We start from the raw sequence: 20,012 nt of genomic DNA, 5'->3' as shown, positions 1-20,012 counted from the left end.
GGCGCGCGTCATCAACTCGCGGCCCATGGTTCATAGTCCGGCGCGGTTCCTGAAAATCCCTTCCATTCGTTCGTCCCGTGCGCGAGGTGGGACGTGGCCCGGAAAGGCAGGAAGGCCCCGGGCACAGCTTGCGCTGCGGCGGAGCCACATGTGTTGGATAAGTCCTATTTAGAGCAATGCGTGCCGATTGCAAGGGGGATGGGGGCAGGGACAGCAAGCAGGGACAGCAATGTGCCTTCTTGAAGCCACGGCCCGTCGCAATCACTTCGCCAGCAACCCAAGTTGGAGACTGGCCATGAGCAACATCAGGGACTTTCACGTCCACCTCTATTTCGACGCTGCGAAGGTGGATGAAGCGCGCGCACTTGCGGGGCAAATTGCCGAGAAGTTCGACGTGCCCGTCGGCCATTTTCATACGCGCCCCGTCGGCCCCCATCCGCGCGGCTCGGTCCAGCTGACGGTGCCGACCGAACGCTTCGGCGAGGTGGCGAGCTGGCTGAGCGTCAATCGCGCCGGCCTCACCGTCTTTGCTCATGCATCGACGGGAGATGACCGGCGTGATCATACGCACAATGTCATGTGGTTCGGACCGAGCGAGACGCTCGACCTCAGCATCTTCGACTAGGCGACGACGTAGACCTCGGTCTCGAAGTCGGTGAGCTCGAACAGCTGTTCGGCAAAGCTCATCGGCAGACGGATGCAGCCATGGCTCGCCGGATAGCCTGGCAGGCTGCCGGCATGGAGCGCGATCCCGTCCCAGGTGAGGCGCTGCATGTACGGCATGGGCGCGTCATCGTAGAGGTTCGAATAATGCTCTTCATTCTTTTCGAGGATCTCGAACTTGCCGAGCGGGGTCTCGTGCCCGTCCTTGCCCGTCGACACGGTCGTGGCGGCGAGTAGCTGGCGGTCTTGATAGACGTACATCACCTGGTCGGAGAGATCGACGACGAGGTGCACATCGGCACCGCTGTCATTGCGGAACCAGTGATATTCGCCCGGATAGAGGACCGTGGTGCCGGCTTCTTCGTAGAGATCGGCGTGAAAACGCTCGGATGCGATATTGTCGTCAGCGGGCGCTGCCAAGGCGGGGTCCTGCGTCATCAGGACGAGCGCGCCCACAGCCCCCAGGAAGGTGGCTAACCTACTCATAATACTAACCCTTTTTCTTGTTTTCTTTTGCGCAACCAATGCGCGGACTGGGAACGGGTTCCCAGCGTTACATGACCGCAACAATAGGGGAGTCGTCTCAAATCATTATCGTTTTTCGATATTATCGATTGACGATAAGAGAATGATGCATTATCGAAAAACGATAAGACGGATTCATCACGGAGACTTTTATGACCAATCCCCGCCCCAAGGACGGGCTTCTCGACACGACACGGCTGCTGATCGGCATCGTGCGCGTCCTCGCCATTATCGGCATGGTCCTGCTCGGCGGCATCGCGCTCGTCATTCCCGCACTCGGGCCCGAGGGCCTCAAGGATGTCGGGCAGGGCATGACCATGACCCATGCGTTCACGCTTAGCTTCATGCTGCTTCTCGCGGTCGCCATCCTCGTCCTCTTGTTCAAGGGGCTCGGGCTGCTGCGCGACATCATCGACACGGTCGGCGCGGGCGACCCCTTCGCACCGGCCAATGCCGATCGGCTCGAAAAGATGGGCTGGTATGCGGCCAGCGTCATTCCGATGATGGTCGTCATCGTCGGCCTGGCAGTCTGGTTGAAGGGCGTGGTCGAGAATATCGAACTCGATGCGCGTTTCGATTTCGGCGTGGTGTTCCTCGCGCTCGTCCTGTTCGTGCTGGCGCGGGTGTTCCGCTACGGCGCCGAGATGCGGGCCGATCTGGACGACACCGTCTGATGCCGGTGCGCATCCATCTCGATCGGCTGCTCGAGGAAAAGGGCATGACCCTGACCGAGCTTGCCACGCGCGTGGACATCACCCTCGCCAACATTTCCAAACTGAAGACGGGCCGCGCGCGCGCGGTCCGCTTCTCAACCCTCGAGGCCATTTGCCGCGAGCTGGATTGCCAGCCCGGCGACCTCATTTCCTACGATCCCCAAGGAGACTGATCATGACGTTCGCACTTCTCTTCCTTTCGCTTCTCGCTGTCGGCGCCGTCATCACGATGGTAATCCGCAAGGCGGCCTGATGTTCGGGCAGGAAGTTCTCAACACCGCGCTACAGTCCGCATTCGTATTCGGGGTGTCGGCGCTTGCCTGGGTCATCTTCGCCCGCAAGAAGGCCGGATACGTCCAATGGATCGGCCTCGGCAGCCCGGCCAGTGGTTGGATCAAGCCGACGCTCATCACCTTCGCCATTGTCGCCGGTGCCTCTGCGCTGGCGATGCTGCTGCCCGGCCTGTCGGGCCTAGTGCAGGCGGAGGGTACGGTCGGCGGGCGCTTTGCGGAGACCGGCCTGACACCTGTCGCCTTCGCCACCATCCTGCTGGTCGCCTTCGTGAAAACCGGTTTCACGGAAGAGCTTTTCTTTCGCGGCCTGATCGGCAAGCGCCTCATCAACTGGCTCGGCTTTGCCCGTGGCAACTTACTGCAGGCCGCCATCTTCGGCGCGATCCATTTGCTAATCTTCGTCGTCCCCGGCGCGCCCGATCCGACCTTCGCCAGCCTGTTCGTCATGTTCTTCGTGCCGGGCGGTGCGGGCTGGGCGATGGGCTATGCCAACGAGAAGTTTGGCGGCGGCACGATCTGGCCCGGTTGGCTGATGCACGGTCTCGGCAACTTTGTCGCCTATACGATGATGGCAATCGGCTGAGGCATCTTTTGGCGGCGTCGGGGCGTTCAAGCACCCATGTCCGTTTTCGAACTTGCCAAAGATGCCTGGGCGCGAGGTAGCGCCGATAATATCAGCCTCCTCGCCGCCGGCGTTGCCTTCTACGCATTTCTCGCCTTCGTGCCGCTGCTTGCTGCAGTCGTCCTTACCTACGGCCTGTTCGCCGATCCCGAGGACGCGGTGCGGCAGGCCGAAACGGTGGCGGGCGTGCTGCCCCGCGCAGCCACCGAATTGGTCATCGAGCAAATGCAGGATGTCGCGGGCAGTGACCCTAGGGGAAATGCGCTGGGGCTCGTGGTTGCTATCGGCACGGCCATCTTCGGCGCATTGAGGGGCGCAAAGTCGGTCATCATCGCGCTCAATATTGCCGAACATGTGGACCAGCCGCGTGGGTTTATCGGACAAACAGGCATGGCCCTGTCCATCACCCTGTCGCTGATCCTCGTCATCGCCATCGGGTTGGTTGCAATCGGCGCGACATCGTCGATCCCCAAGCTCATTCCCGGCTTTCCCGAGGATTTGCTTCCAGTCGTCAGGACCGCCTTGTGGATCCTGTTCGCGGTTGCCGCGATCTTCGCGCACGCCTTCATCTATCGCTATGCGCCCAACCGCGATGTCTGCTCCTTGAAGGATGTGCTGCCCGGTGCGGTCGTGGCGACGATCCTCCTTTTGGCCGTCACCTTCGGCTTTGCCGCCTATGTCTCCAGCTTCGGGAGCTACAATGCGACCTATGGGGCATTGGGCGCGGTCGTGATCCTGCTTTTCTGGCTCTACCTCTCGACCATGGCGTTGTTGCTCGGTGCGGAGCTCAACGAGGCGGTCCGATGCGCAGACGGCGCCGCCGCTCGTCGAAGCGAGGCTTGCTAGCAGCCTGCACGACGCGCATGGTTCGCCCCGATCAATAATCAGGGGGCCAAAACTCATGAAGAAATGGATGCTTCTTGCCGCGAGCATGATGATCATGCCGGCGGCGGCGAATGCGCAGGAACGCGAATATCGCGTCCTCACCAACCAGACGGACATCGGCTATGTGAAGGTCAACGAAGATGGCGACACCGTCACCATCGAGACCGACATCAAGAATAATGGCCGCGGCCCTACCAGCAGCGAGACGATCCTGCTCGGCGAGGACGGGATTCCGGTGAATTGGACGGTGACGGGCACGACCACCTTCGGCAGCCCGATCGATGAATTTTACCGCATCGAGGATGGCCGCGCCGTCTGGATGGATGCGGCCGGTGGCGGATCGAGCGACACGCCGCTCTTCTACATCGCGCAGAACGGGACCAGTGCAGCCCTGCTCGCCGAACTCCTGTTCGATGATGAGGATATGGCGATGGATGTGCTGCCCGGCGGCACTGCGCGCCTGACCGAGATCGAGCGCTACACCTATGACGGCGCCGATGGCCCGGTCGAGACGATCACTTATGCGCTGTCCGGCCTGTCGATGGCGCCGAGCTACATCACGCTCGACGCGGACGGCGAATTTTTCGCCAGCGCCTCGCCCGGCGGGGCCAGCGTTCTCAAGGGCTATGAAGGCGCTGAAGAACGCCTGCGCGAACGGGCCGCTGCCCTGTCGGCAGAGCGCTTGTCCGGTCTCCAGGAAGAATATGCGCGGACCTTCGATGGGCCAGTGCGGATCCAGAATGTCCGGGTGTTCGACAGCGTCGCGGGTCGCCTCAGCGACCCGGTTGACGTCGTCATGAACGGCGATCGTATCGGCCTCATCGAGAGCGCCGGCGCGACCCCGACCGAAGGCGAGACCATCATCGACGGGGCCGGCGGCGTGCTGATGCCCGGCATGTTCGAGATGCACGGCCATGTCGGCCAAGAAAGCGCCCTCACCAACATCCTCGCGGGCGTTACCTCGATCCGCGATGTCGGCAACCGCAACGACGTGCTGGCCACCCTCATCGATCGCATCGAGAAGGGCGAGATTGCCGGCCCGCGTATCACCCGCTCGGGCTTTATCGAGGGGCAGAGCGACTTTTCAGCCAATGGCGGCATTGTCGTCGGCACGCTCGAGGAAGCGATGGATGCTGTGCGTTTCTATGCGGCGCGCGGCTTCTGGGGCGTAAAGCTCTACAATTCGATGCGTCCCGAATGGAACGAGGTCATCATTCCCGAGGCCAAGCGCCTCGGCCTCAAGGTGCATGGCCACGTTCCGGCCTTCGCGACCGCCGACGAGATGATTGCAGCGGGCTATGACGAAGTGACGCACGCCAACCAGGCGATGCTCGGCTGGGTCATCCAGAAGGATGAGGATACGCGCACGCTTTTCCGCTTCACCGCGATGAAGCGCTTCCCCGACCTCGATGTGGACGGCCCCGAAGTGACGGCGACGCTCGATGCGATGGTCGCCAACAATGTCGCGCACGATCCGACCCTGGTGATCCACGAGCTTGGCCTCACCGCCGAGAACGGCAAGGTCGGCCCGGGCTTCGTCGACGTCTATCCCAACATGCCGGCGAGCAGCCAACGCGGCATGAAACAGGAATTGTTCGGCACGTCCGGCCCCGAAGAGCGCGCCGAATATGTCGCCGCCTACAATTTCATCAAGGATGTGCTGACCAGGATGCACGAGCGCGGCATCATGCTGGTGCCCGGCACGGACATGGGCGGCGGCTTTAACTATCACCGCGAGCTGCAATTGTTCGAGGAACTCGGCATGAGCCGCGAGGAAGTGCTGAGCCGCGCCACGATCGACATGGCCCGCTACCTCGGACAAGAAGAGGATCTCGGATCGATCGAGCGTGGCAAGCTGGCCGATTTCTTCCTGGTGATGGGCGATCCCACCAAGGACCTCAAGGACCTCAAGAAGATCGGCCTCGTCGCCAAGGGCGGGCAGATCTATTTCCCGGCGGAAGTCTATCCGGAATTCGGCATCACGCCGTTCGCGGAGTCGCCTGACATCGTCTCGACGCCCGAAGACTGATCGGCATTGCGGGGCGCGGCGGCGGCTGTAACGGCCCTGTCGCGCCCTTCTTCCTTGGCCCGATATAGCGCCTGATCTGCCCGGCGCAGAACGGCGTCGAGCTTTTCCTTCGCTCCCCAGCGTGCAGCGCCGATCGAAGCGGAAATCTGGCCGAAATAGCCTTCGGGCGCGGCAATCAAGCGAAAGCGCTGGAGGATGGCGGCATTCAGGTCGGCAACGGCGCGGTCGCGCAAGCCTTCGACCAGCAGTCCGAATTCCTCGCCGCCGAGCCGCGCGGCATAGGCTTCGCCCGGAAGGGCCACGGCAACTTCCTTGAGGAGGCTTCCGGTGCTGCGCAGCACCTCGTCGCCTGCGGCATGCCCGGCCTGGTCGTTTACTCGCTTGAAGTGATCAAGATCGATCAGAAGCAGGTTCCAACGATCGCGGTTTTCCTGCTCCTCGATCGTCTGCGCGAATTCCTCGAACGAGCGGCGGTTGCCAATTCCCGACAACAAATCGTGGTGGGCGAGACGGTCATTTTCGCGCGCGGTTTCCTCGAGCTGCAGGTTGAGGGTGCCCAGCTCTTCCGCGAGCCGCCGGTTCTCCAGCACGATTTCGCCGGTCTCGCGGCTTTCGCGCATCAACCCGACGGCGCAGATCAGGATGGCCAGTAGTAACGACAGCGCCGACAGCGCGGGCGCGACGCCATACATCTCGCCGATGCGGTAAAGAAAATGACCGAGGCTGAGCGTGAATCCGAACATGAAGGACCACAATATGTGCGACACCGGGTTAATCGCACTGACGATGAGGGTCAGGCCGGTGACGACCGTGAGCATGAGGAAAGCCGAGCCCAGGCTCTCGACATCCTGAATGGGGATCGCGGCAAGCAGAAGCCCCCAGGTTACTCCGGCCCAGAACAGGGACAGGCTCAGGAAGCGGATCGGCCAGAGAAGGTCGTCACCACGATCCAAGGCTGCGAGCACATATTTGGCGGCTACAGCTGAAGCGAGGAGGGCGGTAACGCGTAAGCCCACCACGATCGCTAGTTGCTCGCCATAGGGCAGAACGAAGCAGAGATAGGCGACGATCGACAATGCCATGACATTGGCGGGCGTGGCGTGCCGGATCCGGCCCAGCATGCTGGCAATGCGCACGCGGCTCAATTCGCCGTGGCTGCCCTGATTGTCGATCCGGTCCATTCAAGCCGGATTAAAGCGACGCGGTAAGCGGTTGGCAAACGGTTATGCCTATCGGCGCGCTAACCTTTCCTAGGGAATGCAGGCAGACTCAGCTGGCCAGTGGCGGGTCGTAGGGCAGGTCCGGAATGTCGTTTTGCGAAGCGACGATGCGGTTCCGTCCCTGTTCCTTGGCATCATAGAGCAGGCGGTCGGCGCGCTGGAGACAGCGGTCGATCGGCTCGTCATCGGCCCAGCGACTGGTGCCGATCGAGCCTGAAATCGTGCCATCATAACCGTCGGGCGCCGGGACGACGCGCAGTCTTGCGTTCACCGAGACGGCAATGTCGCGCACCGCACTGTCACGCAGGCCCCGTACCATCAAGACGAACTCTTCGCCGCCGATCCGGGCAGCGAATCCTTGATCGGGCAGGGCATTCGCCACCGATTTTAGGAGGCTGCCGGCTGCGATCAGCACGGCGTCGCCACCAGCATGCCCGGCGGCATCATTGACCTCCTTGAAATGGTCGAGGTCAATGAGCAGAACCGACCATTGTGAGCGGTCGCCGGCTTCAGTGATGTTTTCCGCGAACAGCTCGAACGAGCGGCGATTGGCTAGCCCCGTCAGCGGGTCGTGGCTTGCAAGGTGCGACTTTTCTTCGGCGATAGCCTCCAACTCGGCATTCAGGCTCGTAAGCTTTTCGGCGAGTTGTCGGTTCTCGAAGATCAGCTTGGCCGCGCCGTTGGATTCGCGCGTCAGCGAGCTTGCGGCACTGATCCCCGCTGCGCCGAGGCCGAGCACGGCAAAAACCGGCGCCATGCCGTAGGTGGGCGTGATGTAGAAGAGCCAGGCAACCAGCATGACGATGAAGGTGGCGAAATAGGACCACATGACCTGCGGCACTGCCGACGCGGTCGCGGCAACGAGGAGGACGCCACTCACCACGACCGACACGATCAGCATCGCCGAGAGGGAGGTCATTTCCTGCAACGGAATGACGAAGAGGAGCGCACCCCAGGTGAGCCCGGCCCAAGCCATGCCCCATGCGAAGCGATTGACCTCCGGAGTGACCGGCTTTCCAGAGGTGATAGCCATGCGGATGCGGCCAGTATTGTATCCGGTGTAGCAAACGGCAGTCATGCGCAGCAGGATCCCGACCACGAGTGCTTCGCGAAACGGCACCATGAAGGCCATCCCGATCAGGATCAGCAGCCCGAAAATGTTGGCGAGGACGCTGTGCTGGGCACGGTCGATCAGGGCGCGGATCAGTTCGCGCTCCATTGCCCCGTCATAACGCCCCACGGATTCACTCTTACTCATGCCACGCCTTATAAGCGAAAGGGGTTAGCGCCCGCTTAAAAAATGGGCGGTGCGACAGGCCCAGAGGGATGGGACCCGCGCACCGCCCGTGGCGTGCTTGGTTGCCGACTAGGGGGCGTTACGGCATCAGCACGCCGTCAATGACGTGGATGACGCCGTTCGAGACGTCGAGGTCGGTCTGGGTGACCGCGATACGGTTACCTTGTTCATCGGTGAGGATGAGCTCGCCGTCCGACAGCGAGGCGATCAGTTCGCCGCCCTGAACCGTGGGGATGGCAGCGCTGCCGCCATGGCGACGGACGAGGTCGAGCACGTCGGCGGCTTTGAATTCGCCGGCAACGACATGATAGGTGAGAATACCGGTCAGCGCGTCGCGATTTTCGGGCTGGACTAGCGCGCCGACGGTGCCGTCGGGCAGCTTGGCAAAGGCGCGGTCGGTGGGCGCGAAGACGGTGAAGGGACCATCGCCCTGCAGCGTTTCGACAAGGCCCGCAGCCTTCACGGCAGCGACGAGCGTTTCGAAATTGTCGTTCGACGCAGCAGCAGCGACGATGTCGGGCTGGCTGTTGTGATGATGGCCGGCGCTAGCGGGAACGGCAGTGGCGGTCGCCAGCGCAGCGGCGGCGAGCAGGGTCTTGGTGAACTTCATTTTTGTCTCCTTTTTCGTGACGCGCCATTGGGGCGAGCATCACGAACTACGGAGACGATTGGGTGGCGGATGATCGCTTCACCGCCAAAATGGGTCAGACTGTCGTGAGACGACCTTCGGCCACGACTTCGCCCGAAATATTTGTGACCGGCTGGCCCTCGGGTTCGAAGCTGATCATCAGCACGGTGCCGGCGGGCAGTTCGCGGGTGGTCGAGGCTGCGACGCCCCCATCGACGGCGGCGAAGGTGCCAAGCGCCACCGCTTTGCCATCCAATTCGGCCCAGAGCTGGGCGCTATGACCGGCAGGGATGGGCATGTCGCCCGGCATGGTCAGCGTTTCGGAAGCGGCATTGTAGATCGCGACCCGGGGCTGGTCGAAACCGGCAACGGTGAAGCTGGCGATCAGCGGCGCGGCTGCGATCGCTCTTTCCGTACCCAGATCGGCATTGGCCATCGTTTCGGTTTCGGCAGTGACCTGCTCGTCCGCCATGCTGGGCACCGACATTTCGGCGGCGTCCTCGTATGCGGTGGAGGAGGGCTGCTGTACCAGGGTCATGGTGGTCAGGCCGACAAGGCCGAGGCTCGCGACAATTGCGGCGGGGCGCCAGAGACCCGGGCCCTTGCTGCGTGCAGCAGGCACAGGATCATTGGCCGCCAGGATGCGGGCCTCGAGCGATGCGGGCGGTTCGGCTTCCGGCACTTGCGGGAAGAGCGTCGCGAAGTGGTCGCGCCACTTTTCGACTTCGGCAGCAAATTCGGGATCGGACAGCACGCGACGTTGCGCCGCCGCCCGCTCGTCTCCCTCGAGCAGGCCCAGCGCCAGTTCGGCTGCAGTTACATCGTCCTTTTCGCTCATTCCTTCCCTTCCATACAGGATTTGAGCGCAATGAGCGCGCGCCGCATCCTGCTTTTCATCGTGCCGAGAGGAATGCCTTCCTTGTCGGCAAGCTCGGCATAGGTGAGCCCGCCAAAGAAAGCGGTACGCACCGCACGCTGCTGGTCATCGCCCAGCCCGCGCAAACATTCCTCCAGCGCTGCATCGCGCTGGCTTTCGGCGATCATGTCGTCGGCGGCCGGCGTGTCGCTGGCGGGTTCGACGACGTCGTCAATATCCGCCATCGGGCGGTTGGCTGCGGCGCGGCGCCAATCGATGGCACGGTTGCGCGCGATGGTGGCGAGCCAGCTGATCGGGCTCGCGCGCCCGGGCTGATAGGCGCCCGCACGCTTCCAGATCGTTAGATAGACATCGCTCATCACGTCCTCCGCAGCAGCCTTGCTTCCACAGATACGTAAGCAGATGCCAAAAAGCTTCGCGGACGTAAGTCGGTAAAGTGTTGAAAAGGCAGAGCGATCCTCTTCGCCCGTCGCAACGAGCGCGGATTCCAGCGCGGCACGTTCCTCAGGGGTCGATCGGCGGGGCGCTCGGCTCATAGGCGCGGACGCTAGGGGGCGGCTGCGAAAAAGGGAAGGGGAAGCGTAACCGAGAGGGGGTTGGCGGCGAACAGCTTTGGTAGCAGACTTGGCCGACAGCAAATGAAGGGGCTCTTGAAATGGTACGCATCTTCGCATTGATCGTGACCCACCTGATCGCCATCGCGATCGGCTTTGGCGCAGGGGTCTATTTCCTGCCTATCCTGACCGCCGAGCCCGCACCGCCGAGCCAAGTCCTGGAGGAGCAGGCCGCGGCGGCGACCTATTCTGCCGAACTGACGCGCGACCTTCGCGGCAGCGACCGGCTCCACTGGGGCGAAGGGAAGATCAGCATCACCGAGGACGCAATCTCGCATCAGGGCGAGCTGGCACCCGGGCCCGATTACTACGTCTATCTCACGCGTGACTTCGTCGAGCATGAGGACGAGTTTTTGGCCGTCAAGGACGAAGCTTTTCGCGTTGGCATGGTGCGAAGCTTCGACGGTTTCATCCTCGACCTGCCCGAAGGCATCGATCTTGAGGAATATACGACCGTGGTGATCTGGTGCGAAAGTTTCGGCGAGTTCATCACTGCCGGCCAGTATCGCGAAGGCTGAATCAAAAAGGGCGACCCGAAGGCCGCCCTTTCCGTGTTCCGATAATCTCGGAAGATCGCGTGGAGCTTACTTGAGCTCGACGGTGCCGCCAGCGGCTTCGATCTTTTCCTTGATTTCGTTGGCTTCGTCCTTCGAAGCACCTTCCTTGAGGGGCTTCGGAGCGCCTTCGACGAGCGCCTTGGCTTCGCCAAGACCCAGGCCGGTGATCGCACGGACTTCCTTGATGACGTTGATCTTCTTGCCACCGTCGCCGGTGAGGATCACGTCGAACTCGTCCTTTTCTTCAGCAGCAGCTTCGCCACCACCGGCACCCGGCGCTGCAACAGCAACCGCGGCCGAGGCGCTCACGCCCCACTTTTCTTCGAGCATTTTCGAAAGCTCGGCAGCTTCGAGAACGGTCAGTTCCGAAAGCTGGTCAACAATCTTTTCCAGATCAGCCATTTATAGTCTCCATGTGGGCAATGTGCCCGGTAATTGAGTTTTGAACCAAACCTAAAGTCAGGCCGCAGCCTTGGCGCTCAGGACGCGTGCGAGAAGACCCGCAGGCTCCTTCGAGATCTGCGCGATCTTGGTTGCGGGCGCATTGATAAGACCCACAATCTTGCCGCGAAGCTCGTCGAGCGAGGGCAGTTCGGCCAGTGCCTTGATCCCGTCGACATCGAGAACGGTCTCGCCCATCGCACCGCCGAGGATTTCGAACTGTTCGTTCTCCTTGGCGAAGTTGACGGCCACCTTGGCGGCAGCCACCGGATCGGACGAGGTCGCAAGGGCGGTCGGCCCCTTCAGCAGTTCGCCGATCGGCTTGTACTGGCTGTCCTCGAGGGCGATCAGGGCAAGGCGGTTCTTCGCGACCTTGAACTGGGCACCGGCGTCACGCATCTGGTTGCGCAGGTTGGACGACTGCGACACCGTGAGCCCGTTATTCCGGGTCACGACCACAACGCCCGTCTCCGCAAAGACGTCTTTCAGCTCGGCAACCAGATCGGCTTTTTGCGAACGATCCATGCCATACTCCCAATCATTCACATGACGGCACCATTGCCGCACATGCGTTTGCCGATGCCTTTGACAGCACCAGCGAAAAGTCCGTTGGGAATTGAGGATCGACAGGTTCGGATACGGCAAGTGCCGTCCGGAATGTCTCTCTACCATCCCCGTCTAGGCTGCAAATTAAGAGGCGAACCTCAGCAACTGTCTCGGACAGAGAAAACCGCCCGAAGGCGGCTTCGAGGGGCTACCTACGGATTTGACCTTGAGAGTCAAGCCTTACTCGTCGTCTCCGGGCCGCGAATTCCAGATCATCCGGCCGATCTGCCAGCTGCCGTCGGCAGCCTGGGCGGCGAGGATCATGTAATTGCCGTCATAGTCGGTCGTTTCGCCCTCATATTCCCATTGCGCGCTCGACCGACCGGTGATGGCAGCGAGGCAGGACGTGCCTTCGATCGAGGCGGTCGCGCGCTCGAAATGATTGACGATGGTGGGCGGGCTGTCCTCGTGGAACCAGAAGTCCTCGAGCGCGTCGCGGCCTTCCAAGGGTTCTGCGCCCGCGCCCGGGATGATGACGGCATCCTCGGCGAACAACTTCATCAACGCTTCGCTTTGCGCCTCGCTGCCTTCGAGCAGCCAAGCCGCGCCATAATCCTGGTCGAGCTGGCGCAATGCCGCCTTGTCGGCTGCCTCGAGCGGTAGGCAGGCATCGGCATCGACGACCTCGACAGCAGCAGGCTCAGCCTCGGGCGCTTCGGGCGCCGAACAGGCCGCCAAGGCGGATAGAAGAGCGAGCGGGGCGAGATGTTTCATGGGCGAAACCTATTGCGGGGTGAGGGGGCGTGTCTAGTCGTCGATGCTGCCGGGCGGGTCGTTGCCCATCTTCTCATGGCATTTGGCGACATGGCTCCAGATCGAGCTGACGACGACCGAGCCTTCGCCCACGGCAGAGGCGACACGCTTGATCGAGCTGGCGCGCACATCGCCGACCGCGAAGATGCCGTCGCAGCTGGTTTCAGCGAACATCGGCTTGCCGACATCGGCACCGCACAAGACGAAGCCCTTCTCGTCGAGCTCGACGAGGTCGGAGAGCCATTCGGTATTGGGCGCGGCGCCGATCATGATGAAGAGACCGCCGCAATCCTGCCGCCGCTCGCCGTCGGGCCCCTTGATCGTCACTGCATCGAGCGTCCCTTCGCCATGCAGCCCGCACACCTCGCTATTGTAATGAATCTGGATGCCGGGGTCGGCTTCGAGCCGGTCGCGCAGGTAGCTCGACATGCTGTCGGCGAGCGTGTCGCCGCGGATCATGAGATGGACGCACTTGGCGTGGCGCGACAAATACATGGCGGCTTGGCCGGCGCTGTTACCGCCGCCGATGACGACGGCTTCCTTGCCGGCGCAGAAGCGCGCTTCCATCTCGGTCGCCGCATAATAGATGCCGGCGCCCTCAAGTTCCTGCAGGCGGTCGAGCGGCAAGCGACGATACTGGACTCCGGTGGCAACAAGGACGGAATGGGCGCAAACGATTTCGCCATCCTCGTCCAGCTCTGCACAGAAGCGGCCATCCTCGCGCTGGGTGAGTTTGACGACGCGGCGCGGCATCACGAAGCGCGTGCCGAACTTCATCGCCTGAACTTGCCCGCGATAGATGAGATCCGCGCCGGAAATACCGGTTGGGAAGCCCATATAATTCTCGATGCGGCTCGATGTGCCAGCCTGGCCGCCAATGGCAGTATCCTCGATCGCGATGGCGGAGAGACCCTCGGCGCCGGCATAGACCGCCGCGGCGACGCCTGCTGGACCGCCGCCCACGATCAGCAGGTCGACCTCGGCCTGTTCGCCCACGCCGAGGTCGAGGCCGAGCAAGCGCGCGACCTTGCGCGGCGTGGGGTCGTCGATGACCATGTCGGACGCGAATATGACGCTCGGCTCATGCTCGGCAATCTTGCAGAGGCGCAGGCCTTCGCCCTCGGACGTGTCGAGATCGTAATTCTGGAAGGGAATGCGGTTGCGCGAGAGGAAGCGCGCGACATTCTGGACCGCGCTATCCTTGTCCGCGCCGATCAGCTTGATCGAGCTGCGATGATCCTCGAATTGCTTGCGCCGCCGCGCCGAGAAGACGGTGATCACATGGTCGGACAGTTCGGGGACCTTGCTCATCAGGTCGAGCATCTTTTCGCGCGGCGCCTCGAGGGTCGTCGTGGCCTTGGCCGCGCGCATGGGCAGGGTGTAGCTGCCGGCATTGAGGAAGGCGAGCTCGCCCATGAACTGGGTGGGACCCAATGTGCTTTCGACGAGACGGCCACCGGAATAGGGATCGACCACCTCGATCTCGCCATCGAGGACATAGACGAACCGGTTCATCGGATCGCCGACTTCGGCGACCATTTCCCCCGTCTCGTACTCGACTTCCTCGGCGATCTCGCGAATGGCCGCGACATGTTCGTCAGCCAGCGGCACCCGCTTCATCACCTCAAGGTCGGCACCGATATTTTCCATCATCATCCCCGCAGTCTGTCTGGATGAAACGTCCACAAACGAAAAAGGGGCCGGAGCGACGAGCTCCGACCCCTTTTTCTTAAGCTGGTTTCGAAAAGCGCTTAGGCGCCTTCGACCTCGCTGGTGTTGATGCGGATGCCGCGGCCCATGGTCGAGCTGATGGCGACCTTCTGGACATACTTGCCCTTGGCGCCCGACGGCTTGGCCTTGACGATCGCGTTCACGAACGCGTCGAAATTCTCGCGAATGGCCTTCTCGTCAAAGCTCGCCTTGCCGATGCCGGCATGGACGATACCGGCCTTTTCGGCGCGATACTGGACTTCACCGGCCTTGGCGGCCTTCACGGCATCGCCCGGGTTCGGGGTCACGGTGCCGAGCTTCGGGTTCGGCATCAGGCCCTTGGGACCGAGCACCTTACCGAGACGGCCGACGACACCCATCATGTCCGGGGTCGCGATGACGCGGTCATAGTCGAGGTTGCCGTTCTGCATGTCTTCCATGAGATCTTCGGCACCAACCTTGTCGGCACCGGCCTTTTCGGCTTCCTCGGCCTTGTCACCCTTGGCGAACACGGCGACCTTGAGGGTCTTGCCGGTGCCGTTGGGCATGGCGACCACGCCGCGAACCATCTGGTCCGAGTGACGCGGGTCGACGCCGAGGTTCATCGAGACTTCGACGGTCTCGTCAAACTTGGCGGTCGCGGTTTCCTTGAGAAGCTTGATCGCTTCGTCGATCGAGTACAGCTCTTCGCTGTCGACCTTGTCGGCGAATGCCTGCTGGCGCTTGGTAAGCTTGACCATGTTTAGCCCTCCACCACTTCAAGGCCCATGGCGCGAGCCGAGCCTTCGATGATCTTCGTCGCCGCGTCGATGTCGTTGGCGTTGAGATCCTTCATCTTGGTTTCCGCGATCTTGGCAACATCGCTGCGCTTGATCGTGCCGGCGCTCTCGGTGCCCGGGTTCGACGAACCCTTCTTGAGCTTGGCGGCGCGCTTCAGCAGGAAGCTGGCCGGCGGGGTCTTCATCTCGAACGAGAAGCTGCGATCCGCATAGACCGTGATGGTCGTCGGGATCGGCATGTTCTTTTCCATGTCCTGCGTGGCGGCGTTGAAGGCCTTGCAGAATTCCATGATGTTGACACCGCGCTGACCCAGCGCAGGGCCGATCGGCGGGGAGGGGTTGGCGACGCCCGAAGGCACCTGGAGCTTAATATAGCCCGAAATCTTCTTCGCCATGGCAAAGAATTCCTTTCACACTGTCGAGACCGCTAAGCGGCTCTCATGTTAAGCGGTACAAGCGGCATGCACGAAGCGAAGCCTCCCGCGCGAATTGCTCGATCTTTCGATGGAACGGCGGCCACATAGCGACAAGTGGCTGCCATTGCAAATGTTTGTGCGGTCAGAAACCCGTGCGCGCGGACAGCTGGAACTGGCCATAGCTATAGGCGCCGCCGAGCAAGGTCGGCTGCTCGGCATAGAGCGCCTGCGCCTCCATGCTGAAGCCGCCGAGATCGGGGCTCGTCAGGCGGGCTTCGGCATAGCGCGACTGGCGCCAGCCCTCGTCGCTGTCGCGCAGAGCGCCCCAGCCGCCGGCAAGGCGGTAGCGCCAACCGTTGTTGAAGCGCTGGACCTGCACCACCGGCAGCAGCTGCAGATATTCGCCCGGCGCGTAATAGTCATATTCGCGTGGGGTCGTGTCGGTGAAATAGCGCGCGCGCAGTTGGATCGAGATGCCGTTGTCGGGGTCGACTACGCGTACCGCATTGGCGCGCAGGTGATAGCGCGTGTTGTCGCCGGTAAACGCCTGCACGCCGCCCAGCAGCGTGAAGCTGGTGAGATCGTCTGCAGGAATATCGACCGCGAGCCCGCCATAGGTGCTCATGAGGCCCTGCGTGAGGCCGATGGGCGTCTCGACAATCTCGCGCTCAAGGAAAAATTCCTTGCGCAGCGCGACGTCGTGGACGGCGGTGATGCTGCCGAGCAGATCGTCGCCATCGGTGCCGACCGTTCCGGCCAGTTTCCATTCGCCGACCGGTTCGGCGATGCGGGCATAGACGCGCAGGTCGGTGTCCTCCACCTCGCTGTTGCCGGGCGCAAAGTGAGCGCGTTCGACCCGGATTCCGCGATACTTTTCGCGGTTCCATCGGGCGATGTCGAAGTCGGCGCCGACCCTGAGTATGTCGGTGCCATCGGCGTCCGACGAGACGAAGATAGTGCCGCCGACAGCGGGGCCGCTGCCCTGCGCGAAGGCGGGAAGCGGGGTCGCCAGGATGGCGAGGGCAAAGGCAAGGCGCATTAGCGCGTGCCCCATTTCTTACGAAGGCCGAGCAGTTCGGAGAGATATCCCCAGACGCAAACCGGCTGCATGATGAGTGTGTACACGAAGCAGTAGAAAAGGAAGCCACGGCGGTTGCGGGTGACCTTGAGGCCCTCGCGGCCGTACATCTTCTTCTGGATCCGGAAGATGACCCCGTTCCACAGTAAGGCGAGCGGCAGCACGGCGAGCGTCAGCGGGCCGACGATCCAGAAATGGCCGAAAAAGGCGGCGACGATGCCCGGGATGAAAATGAAGGTGTAGGCCAGGTCCAGCGGGAGGAACATGAGGTTCCACCAGATGAACAAGCCGGTGAGCCGCGTCGAAAAGAGCATGTTCTTATGGCGCGCAAAAGCTTCCATCAATCCGCGCGACCAGCGGCGGCGCTGCAAGGCGAATTGCTTGATGGTGGTCGGCACTTCGGTGAAGACGATGGCGTCCTCGGCATAGCCGACGCGCCACCCGCGCTCGAGCATGGCCCAGGTGATGACGATGTCCTCGCCAACCGTTTCAGGCCAGCCACCCACGGCTTCCAGCGCCTTCTTTCGATAGAGCGAAAAGGCACCCTGCGCGACCAGCGTACCGTGATACATGCTCTGCATGCGCTTCACTGCAGCAATGCCGTGGAAATAGTCCCATTCCTGCGCCGCCGCGATCAGGCTGTCTCCGGGATTGCGCGCCATGACGCAGCCCGCAATTGCCTGGGTCAGCGGGGGATCGGACATCAATCGCTCGACGATGGCGCGAAGGCTTCCCTCACGCAGGGTACAGTCGCCGTCCAGCGTGATGATGAGGTCGTGGGTGGCTGCGGCCAGGCCGTCATTGAGGACGTGGCTCTTGCCGCGATTCTGCTCGAAATCGAACAGTTTGATCGTGTAATTGGGTGGCAAGCAGGCGCGGCCGATAAAGTCGCGCACAATTTCGGCAGTGCGATCGCGCGAGCCGTCGTTGAGGACGAAGACCTCGACCGGACCGAAATAGCTACTGCGCGTAAAAGCCGAGAGGGTATTCTCGATCGCTTTCTCCTCCTGATAGGCGGCGATAAGGATCGTGATTCCCGGATATTTGCGCAGCGGGCTACGCGGCGGGCGATTGTCCATCAGCAGCGAGAAGATGAGGAAGCCGTTCATGAAGCCCGGCACGAAGGCGATAAAGCCGATCGCGAAGCAGGCGAAGGCGGGGTGCGTCAGTTCGCCGAGATCGCGTACCCAAGGCTGCGCCAACCAGATGGACAGGCCCATCCAGACGAACGCGCCCAATAGCGCCACGAGGAACTTATTGCGGACACCGAGATAGAAACGTTTGTGCGTACGCCGCACGTAGACGCGGTTCGCGTCCGAATCATATTGCATTCCAAAGGACCCCAACAAAACGGAGCCGCTCCGGATATGCTCTACGGAGACGGTCGCACGCACCTATACGACATCTCCGTTCGAACAAAGCGAATTGTTTGATCCGAATTGATCGTATTTTGCGATTACAGCGAACCACGCGCGGCCTATCATCGGAGACGCCAATAGTTTTGCCACTGTAACGATCTTCCGGCGCGGCCTGCGACGGTCTAAGAGCGGCCGCACGCATTCGAACGAAAAGGGGACGTGTCATGAGTGAAGCGTTGGCGCGGCAGATGGTCCAATTCGGCGACTATATGCCGCATGGAATGTGCCTGCTCTGGCAGCCTTGGCTGGTTGTCCTCTGGGCGGGATCCGACTTGCTCATCTTCCTGTCCTACATGGCCATTCCGTTCGCGCTGCTAACCGTGTTGCGCAAGCGCAGGGACATTCCCTTCAGTGGCATCGTCGTTCTGTTCGCGTCCTTCATCCTGCTGTGCGGGCTGACGCACCTATTCGGCATCGTCACCTTGTGGATGCCCATCTACCCCATCGTCGGCTGGCTCAAATTGGCGACCGGGCTCGTCTCGATGGCGACCGCGATCGTGCTGTTTCGCATGATCCCGCAATTGGTCGCCTTGCCGAGCCCAGCAGCACTTGCCGAAGTGAACGCGGAATTGACCGAAGCGCGCGATACGCTGGAGGCCAAGGTGAAGGAGCGGACCGCCGAACTGGCCGCCGCCAATGCCAGCCTCGCCATCCAGGCGCGCGAGGCGGTGCATCGTTCGAACAATTTGCTCACCGTCGTTGGATCGCTGGCACGGCAGAGTGCTCGCGGCAGCGTGTCGGTCGACGAATATGTCGACACCTTCACCGGTCGGGTCGAGGCCCTGGCGGGGGCTACGGCTTCGGTGATGCGCGGCGAGGACGAGACCAGCGAATTGCTGGACAAGATCGTGCGTCGCCAGCTCGAGCCCACCATCCTTGCCTATCCCGACAAGATCCGCATCGAAGGGCCGCCAGTACGCATCGGTTCGGAAGCCGCGCAGCAGATCGGTCTCGCGCTGCACGAACTTGCGACTAACGCTCAAAAATATGGAGCGCTCGGCGATGATGAGGGGGGTATCGACATCGAATGGACGATCGAGCGCGGCGCGGATGCGCGACCGCTTTTCGTCCTTACTTGGGCTGAAATGATGACCGACGAAGCGCGTCGGGCGTTCGGGTCGAAGCGGACCGGATTCGGTACCAAGCTCCTCACCCGGATCGTGCCGACCATGCTGCGCGGACGCGCGGCGCGCGAGATCGTCGCGGACCGCTTCGTCTATCGCCTCGAGATCGGGCTGGAGGAGCTGGCCGCAGGCACGAAAGGCAGCAAGGATGAAGCCCTTGCCGCCCGTATCGTGGATGAAAATTTCGGAGACTAAGCGCGGCGCGCCCGGTCTGGTTTACTTGACCAGTTCGACCTGGTCGAATTCGAGCTCGACGGGGGTGGCGCGGCCGAAGATGGACACGCTGACCTTGACCATGTTGCGCTCGAAATTGAGCTCTTCGACGATGCCGGTGAAGCTGGCGAACGGGCCGTCCAGCACCTTGACGTTGTCGCCGATCTCGTAATCGACCGAAATCTTCTGCTTGGGCGCGTCCGCAGTCTCGTCCTTGGTGTCGAGCATGCGGTTGGCCTGCGCATCGGGGATCGGCTGCGGCTTGCCGTTGGGGCCGAGGAAGCCGGTGACCTTGGGCGTATTCTTCACGAGGTGGAAGACGTCGTCGGTCATGGTCAGCTTGGCGAGCACATAGCCCGGCATGAACTTGCGTTCGGTCTGGACCTTCTTGCCGCGCTTGATCTCGGTGACGGTTTCGGTCGGCACTTCGACGCGCTCGACGCCCTGCTCGAGGCCGAGGCGCTTGGCCTCCGCTTCGATGGCTTCCTTCACCTTGTTTTCAAAACCCGAATAAGCGTGGATGATGTACCAGCGGGACATGAAATCTCTAC

At 62.1% G+C, this 20,012-nt stretch carries 23 protein-coding genes; 8 read left to right on the top strand and 15 right to left on the bottom strand.

The features are described 5' to 3' along the window. Positions 1-295 precede the first annotated feature (295 nt). Positions 296-625 (top strand): DOPA 4,5-dioxygenase family protein, encoded by a 330-nt coding sequence (locus NDO55_RS06315; RefSeq protein ID WP_252113474.1) that lies wholly within the window; start codon positions 296-298, stop codon positions 623-625. Here NDO55_RS06315 and NDO55_RS06310 read toward each other — a convergent pair. After that, positions 622-1,149 carry a L,D-transpeptidase family protein gene (locus NDO55_RS06310; protein ID WP_252113472.1) on the bottom strand — a complete coding sequence of 176 codons (528 nt, stop codon included), beginning with the start codon at positions 1,147-1,149 and terminating at the stop codon, positions 622-624. The genes NDO55_RS06315 and NDO55_RS06310 overlap by 4 nt on opposite strands. A gap of 191 nt (positions 1,150-1,340) precedes the next feature. On the opposite strand from NDO55_RS06310, the gene NDO55_RS06305 reads away from it, so the two are divergent. The 5 genes from NDO55_RS06305 (at position 1,341) to NDO55_RS06285 (ending at position 5,730) form a co-directional block, all read left to right on the top strand. Then, positions 1,341-1,862, top strand: coding sequence for a DUF2975 domain-containing protein (locus NDO55_RS06305; protein ID WP_252113471.1), 522 nt, complete (start codon positions 1,341-1,343; stop codon positions 1,860-1,862). Beyond that, a complete protein-coding gene (locus tag NDO55_RS06300) occupies positions 1,862-2,074 on the top strand; it encodes a helix-turn-helix domain-containing protein (RefSeq protein WP_252113470.1) in 213 nt (70 codons plus the stop codon). The genes NDO55_RS06305 and NDO55_RS06300 overlap by 1 nt, the downstream gene beginning before the upstream one ends. Positions 2,075-2,153: 79 nt before the next feature. After that, positions 2,154-2,777 (top strand): CPBP family intramembrane glutamic endopeptidase, encoded by a 624-nt coding sequence (locus NDO55_RS06295; protein WP_252113469.1) that lies wholly within the window; start codon positions 2,154-2,156, stop codon positions 2,775-2,777. A gap of 36 nt (positions 2,778-2,813) precedes the next feature. Further along, positions 2,814-3,662, top strand: coding sequence for a YihY/virulence factor BrkB family protein (locus tag NDO55_RS06290; RefSeq protein ID WP_252113468.1), 849 nt, complete (start codon positions 2,814-2,816; stop codon positions 3,660-3,662). Positions 3,663-3,717: 55 nt separating this feature from the next. Beyond that, a complete protein-coding gene (locus NDO55_RS06285; RefSeq protein WP_252113467.1) occupies positions 3,718-5,730 on the top strand; it encodes an amidohydrolase family protein in 2,013 nt (670 codons plus the stop codon). Here the strand turns inward: NDO55_RS06285 and NDO55_RS06280 are convergent. The 5 genes from NDO55_RS06280 to NDO55_RS06260 all read right to left on the bottom strand — a co-directional run bounded on the left by NDO55_RS06280 (position 5,664) and on the right by NDO55_RS06260 (position 10,288). Then, positions 5,664-6,911, bottom strand: a complete 1,248-nt coding sequence (locus NDO55_RS06280; protein ID WP_252113466.1) for a GGDEF domain-containing protein — start codon at positions 6,909-6,911, stop codon at positions 5,664-5,666. The two genes, NDO55_RS06285 and NDO55_RS06280, sit on opposite strands and share 67 nt — an antisense overlap. Before the next feature lie 88 nt (positions 6,912-6,999). Then, positions 7,000-8,208, bottom strand: coding sequence for a GGDEF domain-containing protein (locus NDO55_RS06275; protein ID WP_252113465.1), 1,209 nt, complete (start codon positions 8,206-8,208; stop codon positions 7,000-7,002). A 118-nt stretch (positions 8,209-8,326) separates the two neighbouring features. Beyond that, positions 8,327-8,857: a fasciclin domain-containing protein gene (locus NDO55_RS06270; RefSeq protein ID WP_252113464.1), complete on the bottom strand. Its 531-nt coding sequence runs from the start codon at positions 8,855-8,857 to the stop codon at positions 8,327-8,329. A 94-nt stretch (positions 8,858-8,951) separates the two neighbouring features. After that, positions 8,952-9,713, bottom strand: coding sequence for an anti-sigma factor (locus NDO55_RS06265; protein WP_252113463.1), 762 nt, complete (start codon positions 9,711-9,713; stop codon positions 8,952-8,954). After that, positions 9,710-10,288, bottom strand: coding sequence for a sigma-70 family RNA polymerase sigma factor (locus NDO55_RS06260; RefSeq protein WP_252113462.1), 579 nt, complete (start codon positions 10,286-10,288; stop codon positions 9,710-9,712). Before NDO55_RS06260 ends, NDO55_RS06265 begins: the two co-directional genes overlap by 4 nt. Before the next feature lie 119 nt (positions 10,289-10,407). Between NDO55_RS06260 and NDO55_RS06255 the strand changes: the two genes are divergently transcribed. Continuing rightward, a complete protein-coding gene (locus NDO55_RS06255; protein WP_252113461.1) occupies positions 10,408-10,884 on the top strand; it encodes a DM13 domain-containing protein in 477 nt (158 codons plus the stop codon). A 66-nt stretch (positions 10,885-10,950) separates the two neighbouring features. Here NDO55_RS06255 and rplL read toward each other — a convergent pair whose 3' ends face one another. From rplL to NDO55_RS06215, 8 genes are all read right to left on the bottom strand, one after another. Beyond that, a complete protein-coding gene (rplL, locus tag NDO55_RS06250; protein ID WP_252113459.1) occupies positions 10,951-11,325 on the bottom strand; it encodes a 50S ribosomal protein L7/L12 in 375 nt (124 codons plus the stop codon). 57 nt (positions 11,326-11,382) lie between these two features. Further along, the gene (rplJ, locus tag NDO55_RS06245; protein ID WP_252113457.1) at positions 11,383-11,889 is read right to left on the bottom strand and encodes a 50S ribosomal protein L10; all 507 of its coding nucleotides are present in this window, start codon (positions 11,887-11,889) and stop codon (positions 11,383-11,385) included. Between the two features lie 261 nt (positions 11,890-12,150). Beyond that, complete coding sequence (locus tag NDO55_RS06240; protein ID WP_252113455.1) at positions 12,151-12,684, bottom strand: YybH family protein; 534 nt, start codon at positions 12,682-12,684, stop codon at positions 12,151-12,153. A 33-nt stretch (positions 12,685-12,717) separates the two neighbouring features. Continuing rightward, on the bottom strand, positions 12,718-14,379 hold the full coding sequence (locus NDO55_RS06235) for an FAD-dependent oxidoreductase (protein WP_425276882.1): 1,662 nt from the start codon (positions 14,377-14,379) through the stop codon (positions 12,718-12,720). Positions 14,380-14,474: 95 nt separating this feature from the next. After that, complete coding sequence (gene rplA, locus NDO55_RS06230) at positions 14,475-15,173, bottom strand: 50S ribosomal protein L1 (protein WP_252113453.1); 699 nt, start codon at positions 15,171-15,173, stop codon at positions 14,475-14,477. 2 nt (positions 15,174-15,175) lie between these two features. After that, entirely contained in the window at positions 15,176-15,607 is a 432-nt protein-coding gene (gene rplK, locus NDO55_RS06225; RefSeq protein WP_252113451.1) for a 50S ribosomal protein L11, read from the bottom strand. 163 nt (positions 15,608-15,770) lie between these two features. Then, positions 15,771-16,667, bottom strand: coding sequence for a hypothetical protein (locus NDO55_RS06220; RefSeq protein ID WP_252113449.1), 897 nt, complete (start codon positions 16,665-16,667; stop codon positions 15,771-15,773). Further along, positions 16,667-18,037: a glycosyltransferase family 2 protein gene (locus NDO55_RS06215; protein WP_252113447.1), complete on the bottom strand. Its 1,371-nt coding sequence runs from the start codon at positions 18,035-18,037 to the stop codon at positions 16,667-16,669. The genes NDO55_RS06220 and NDO55_RS06215 overlap by 1 nt, the downstream gene beginning before the upstream one ends. Positions 18,038-18,288: 251 nt before the next feature. Between NDO55_RS06215 and NDO55_RS06210 the strand changes: the two genes are divergently transcribed. Continuing rightward, entirely contained in the window at positions 18,289-19,443 is a 1,155-nt protein-coding gene (locus NDO55_RS06210; RefSeq protein WP_252113445.1) for a sensor histidine kinase, read from the top strand. A 21-nt stretch (positions 19,444-19,464) separates the two neighbouring features. Here the strand turns inward: NDO55_RS06210 and nusG are convergent, their stop codons facing one another. After that, positions 19,465-20,001: a transcription termination/antitermination protein NusG gene (gene nusG, locus NDO55_RS06205; RefSeq protein ID WP_252113443.1), complete on the bottom strand. Its 537-nt coding sequence runs from the start codon at positions 19,999-20,001 to the stop codon at positions 19,465-19,467. Positions 20,002-20,012: the final 11 nt, after the last annotated feature.

This window comes from Sphingomicrobium sediminis (genome assembly GCF_023805295.1).
GTDB classification, from domain to species: domain Bacteria; phylum Pseudomonadota; class Alphaproteobacteria; order Sphingomonadales; family Sphingomonadaceae; genus Sphingomicrobium; species Sphingomicrobium sediminis.
This window is presented reverse-complemented; position numbering and strand designations above follow the sequence as displayed.

What these genes read in the sequence shown, in the direction of transcription:
- NDO55_RS06315 (WP_252113474.1), top strand. Translation starts at nt 296, where the DNA reads ATGAGCAACATCAGGGACTTTCACGTCCACCTCTATTTCGACGCTGCG.
- NDO55_RS06310 (WP_252113472.1), bottom strand. Translation starts at nt 1,149, where the DNA reads ATGAGTAGGTTAGCCACCTTCCTGGGGGCTGTGGGCGCGCTCGTCCTG.
- NDO55_RS06305 (WP_252113471.1), top strand. Translation starts at nt 1,341, where the DNA reads ATGACCAATCCCCGCCCCAAGGACGGGCTTCTCGACACGACACGGCTG.
- NDO55_RS06300 (WP_252113470.1), top strand. Translation starts at nt 1,862, where the DNA reads ATGCCGGTGCGCATCCATCTCGATCGGCTGCTCGAGGAAAAGGGCATG.
- NDO55_RS06295 (WP_252113469.1), top strand. Translation starts at nt 2,154, where the DNA reads ATGTTCGGGCAGGAAGTTCTCAACACCGCGCTACAGTCCGCATTCGTA.
- NDO55_RS06290 (WP_252113468.1), top strand. Translation starts at nt 2,814, where the DNA reads ATGTCCGTTTTCGAACTTGCCAAAGATGCCTGGGCGCGAGGTAGCGCC.
- NDO55_RS06285 (WP_252113467.1), top strand. Translation starts at nt 3,718, where the DNA reads ATGAAGAAATGGATGCTTCTTGCCGCGAGCATGATGATCATGCCGGCG.
- NDO55_RS06280 (WP_252113466.1), bottom strand. Translation starts at nt 6,911, where the DNA reads ATGGACCGGATCGACAATCAGGGCAGCCACGGCGAATTGAGCCGCGTG.
- NDO55_RS06275 (WP_252113465.1), bottom strand. Translation starts at nt 8,208, where the DNA reads ATGAGTAAGAGTGAATCCGTGGGGCGTTATGACGGGGCAATGGAGCGC.
- NDO55_RS06270 (WP_252113464.1), bottom strand. Translation starts at nt 8,857, where the DNA reads ATGAAGTTCACCAAGACCCTGCTCGCCGCCGCTGCGCTGGCGACCGCC.
- NDO55_RS06265 (WP_252113463.1), bottom strand. Translation starts at nt 9,713, where the DNA reads ATGAGCGAAAAGGACGATGTAACTGCAGCCGAACTGGCGCTGGGCCTG.
- NDO55_RS06260 (WP_252113462.1), bottom strand. Translation starts at nt 10,288, where the DNA reads ATGAGCCGAGCGCCCCGCCGATCGACCCCTGAGGAACGTGCCGCGCTG.
- NDO55_RS06255 (WP_252113461.1), top strand. Translation starts at nt 10,408, where the DNA reads ATGGTACGCATCTTCGCATTGATCGTGACCCACCTGATCGCCATCGCG.
- rplL (WP_252113459.1), bottom strand. Translation starts at nt 11,325, where the DNA reads ATGGCTGATCTGGAAAAGATTGTTGACCAGCTTTCGGAACTGACCGTT.
- rplJ (WP_252113457.1), bottom strand. Translation starts at nt 11,889, where the DNA reads ATGGATCGTTCGCAAAAAGCCGATCTGGTTGCCGAGCTGAAAGACGTC.
- NDO55_RS06240 (WP_252113455.1), bottom strand. Translation starts at nt 12,684, where the DNA reads ATGAAACATCTCGCCCCGCTCGCTCTTCTATCCGCCTTGGCGGCCTGT.
- NDO55_RS06235 (WP_425276882.1), bottom strand. Translation starts at nt 14,379, where the DNA reads ATGATGATGGAAAATATCGGTGCCGACCTTGAGGTGATGAAGCGGGTG.
- rplA (WP_252113453.1), bottom strand. Translation starts at nt 15,173, where the DNA reads ATGGTCAAGCTTACCAAGCGCCAGCAGGCATTCGCCGACAAGGTCGAC.
- rplK (WP_252113451.1), bottom strand. Translation starts at nt 15,607, where the DNA reads ATGGCGAAGAAGATTTCGGGCTATATTAAGCTCCAGGTGCCTTCGGGC.
- NDO55_RS06220 (WP_252113449.1), bottom strand. Translation starts at nt 16,667, where the DNA reads ATGCGCCTTGCCTTTGCCCTCGCCATCCTGGCGACCCCGCTTCCCGCC.
- NDO55_RS06215 (WP_252113447.1), bottom strand. Translation starts at nt 18,037, where the DNA reads ATGCAATATGATTCGGACGCGAACCGCGTCTACGTGCGGCGTACGCAC.
- NDO55_RS06210 (WP_252113445.1), top strand. Translation starts at nt 18,289, where the DNA reads ATGAGTGAAGCGTTGGCGCGGCAGATGGTCCAATTCGGCGACTATATG.
- nusG (WP_252113443.1), bottom strand. Translation starts at nt 20,001, where the DNA reads ATGTCCCGCTGGTACATCATCCACGCTTATTCGGGTTTTGAAAACAAG.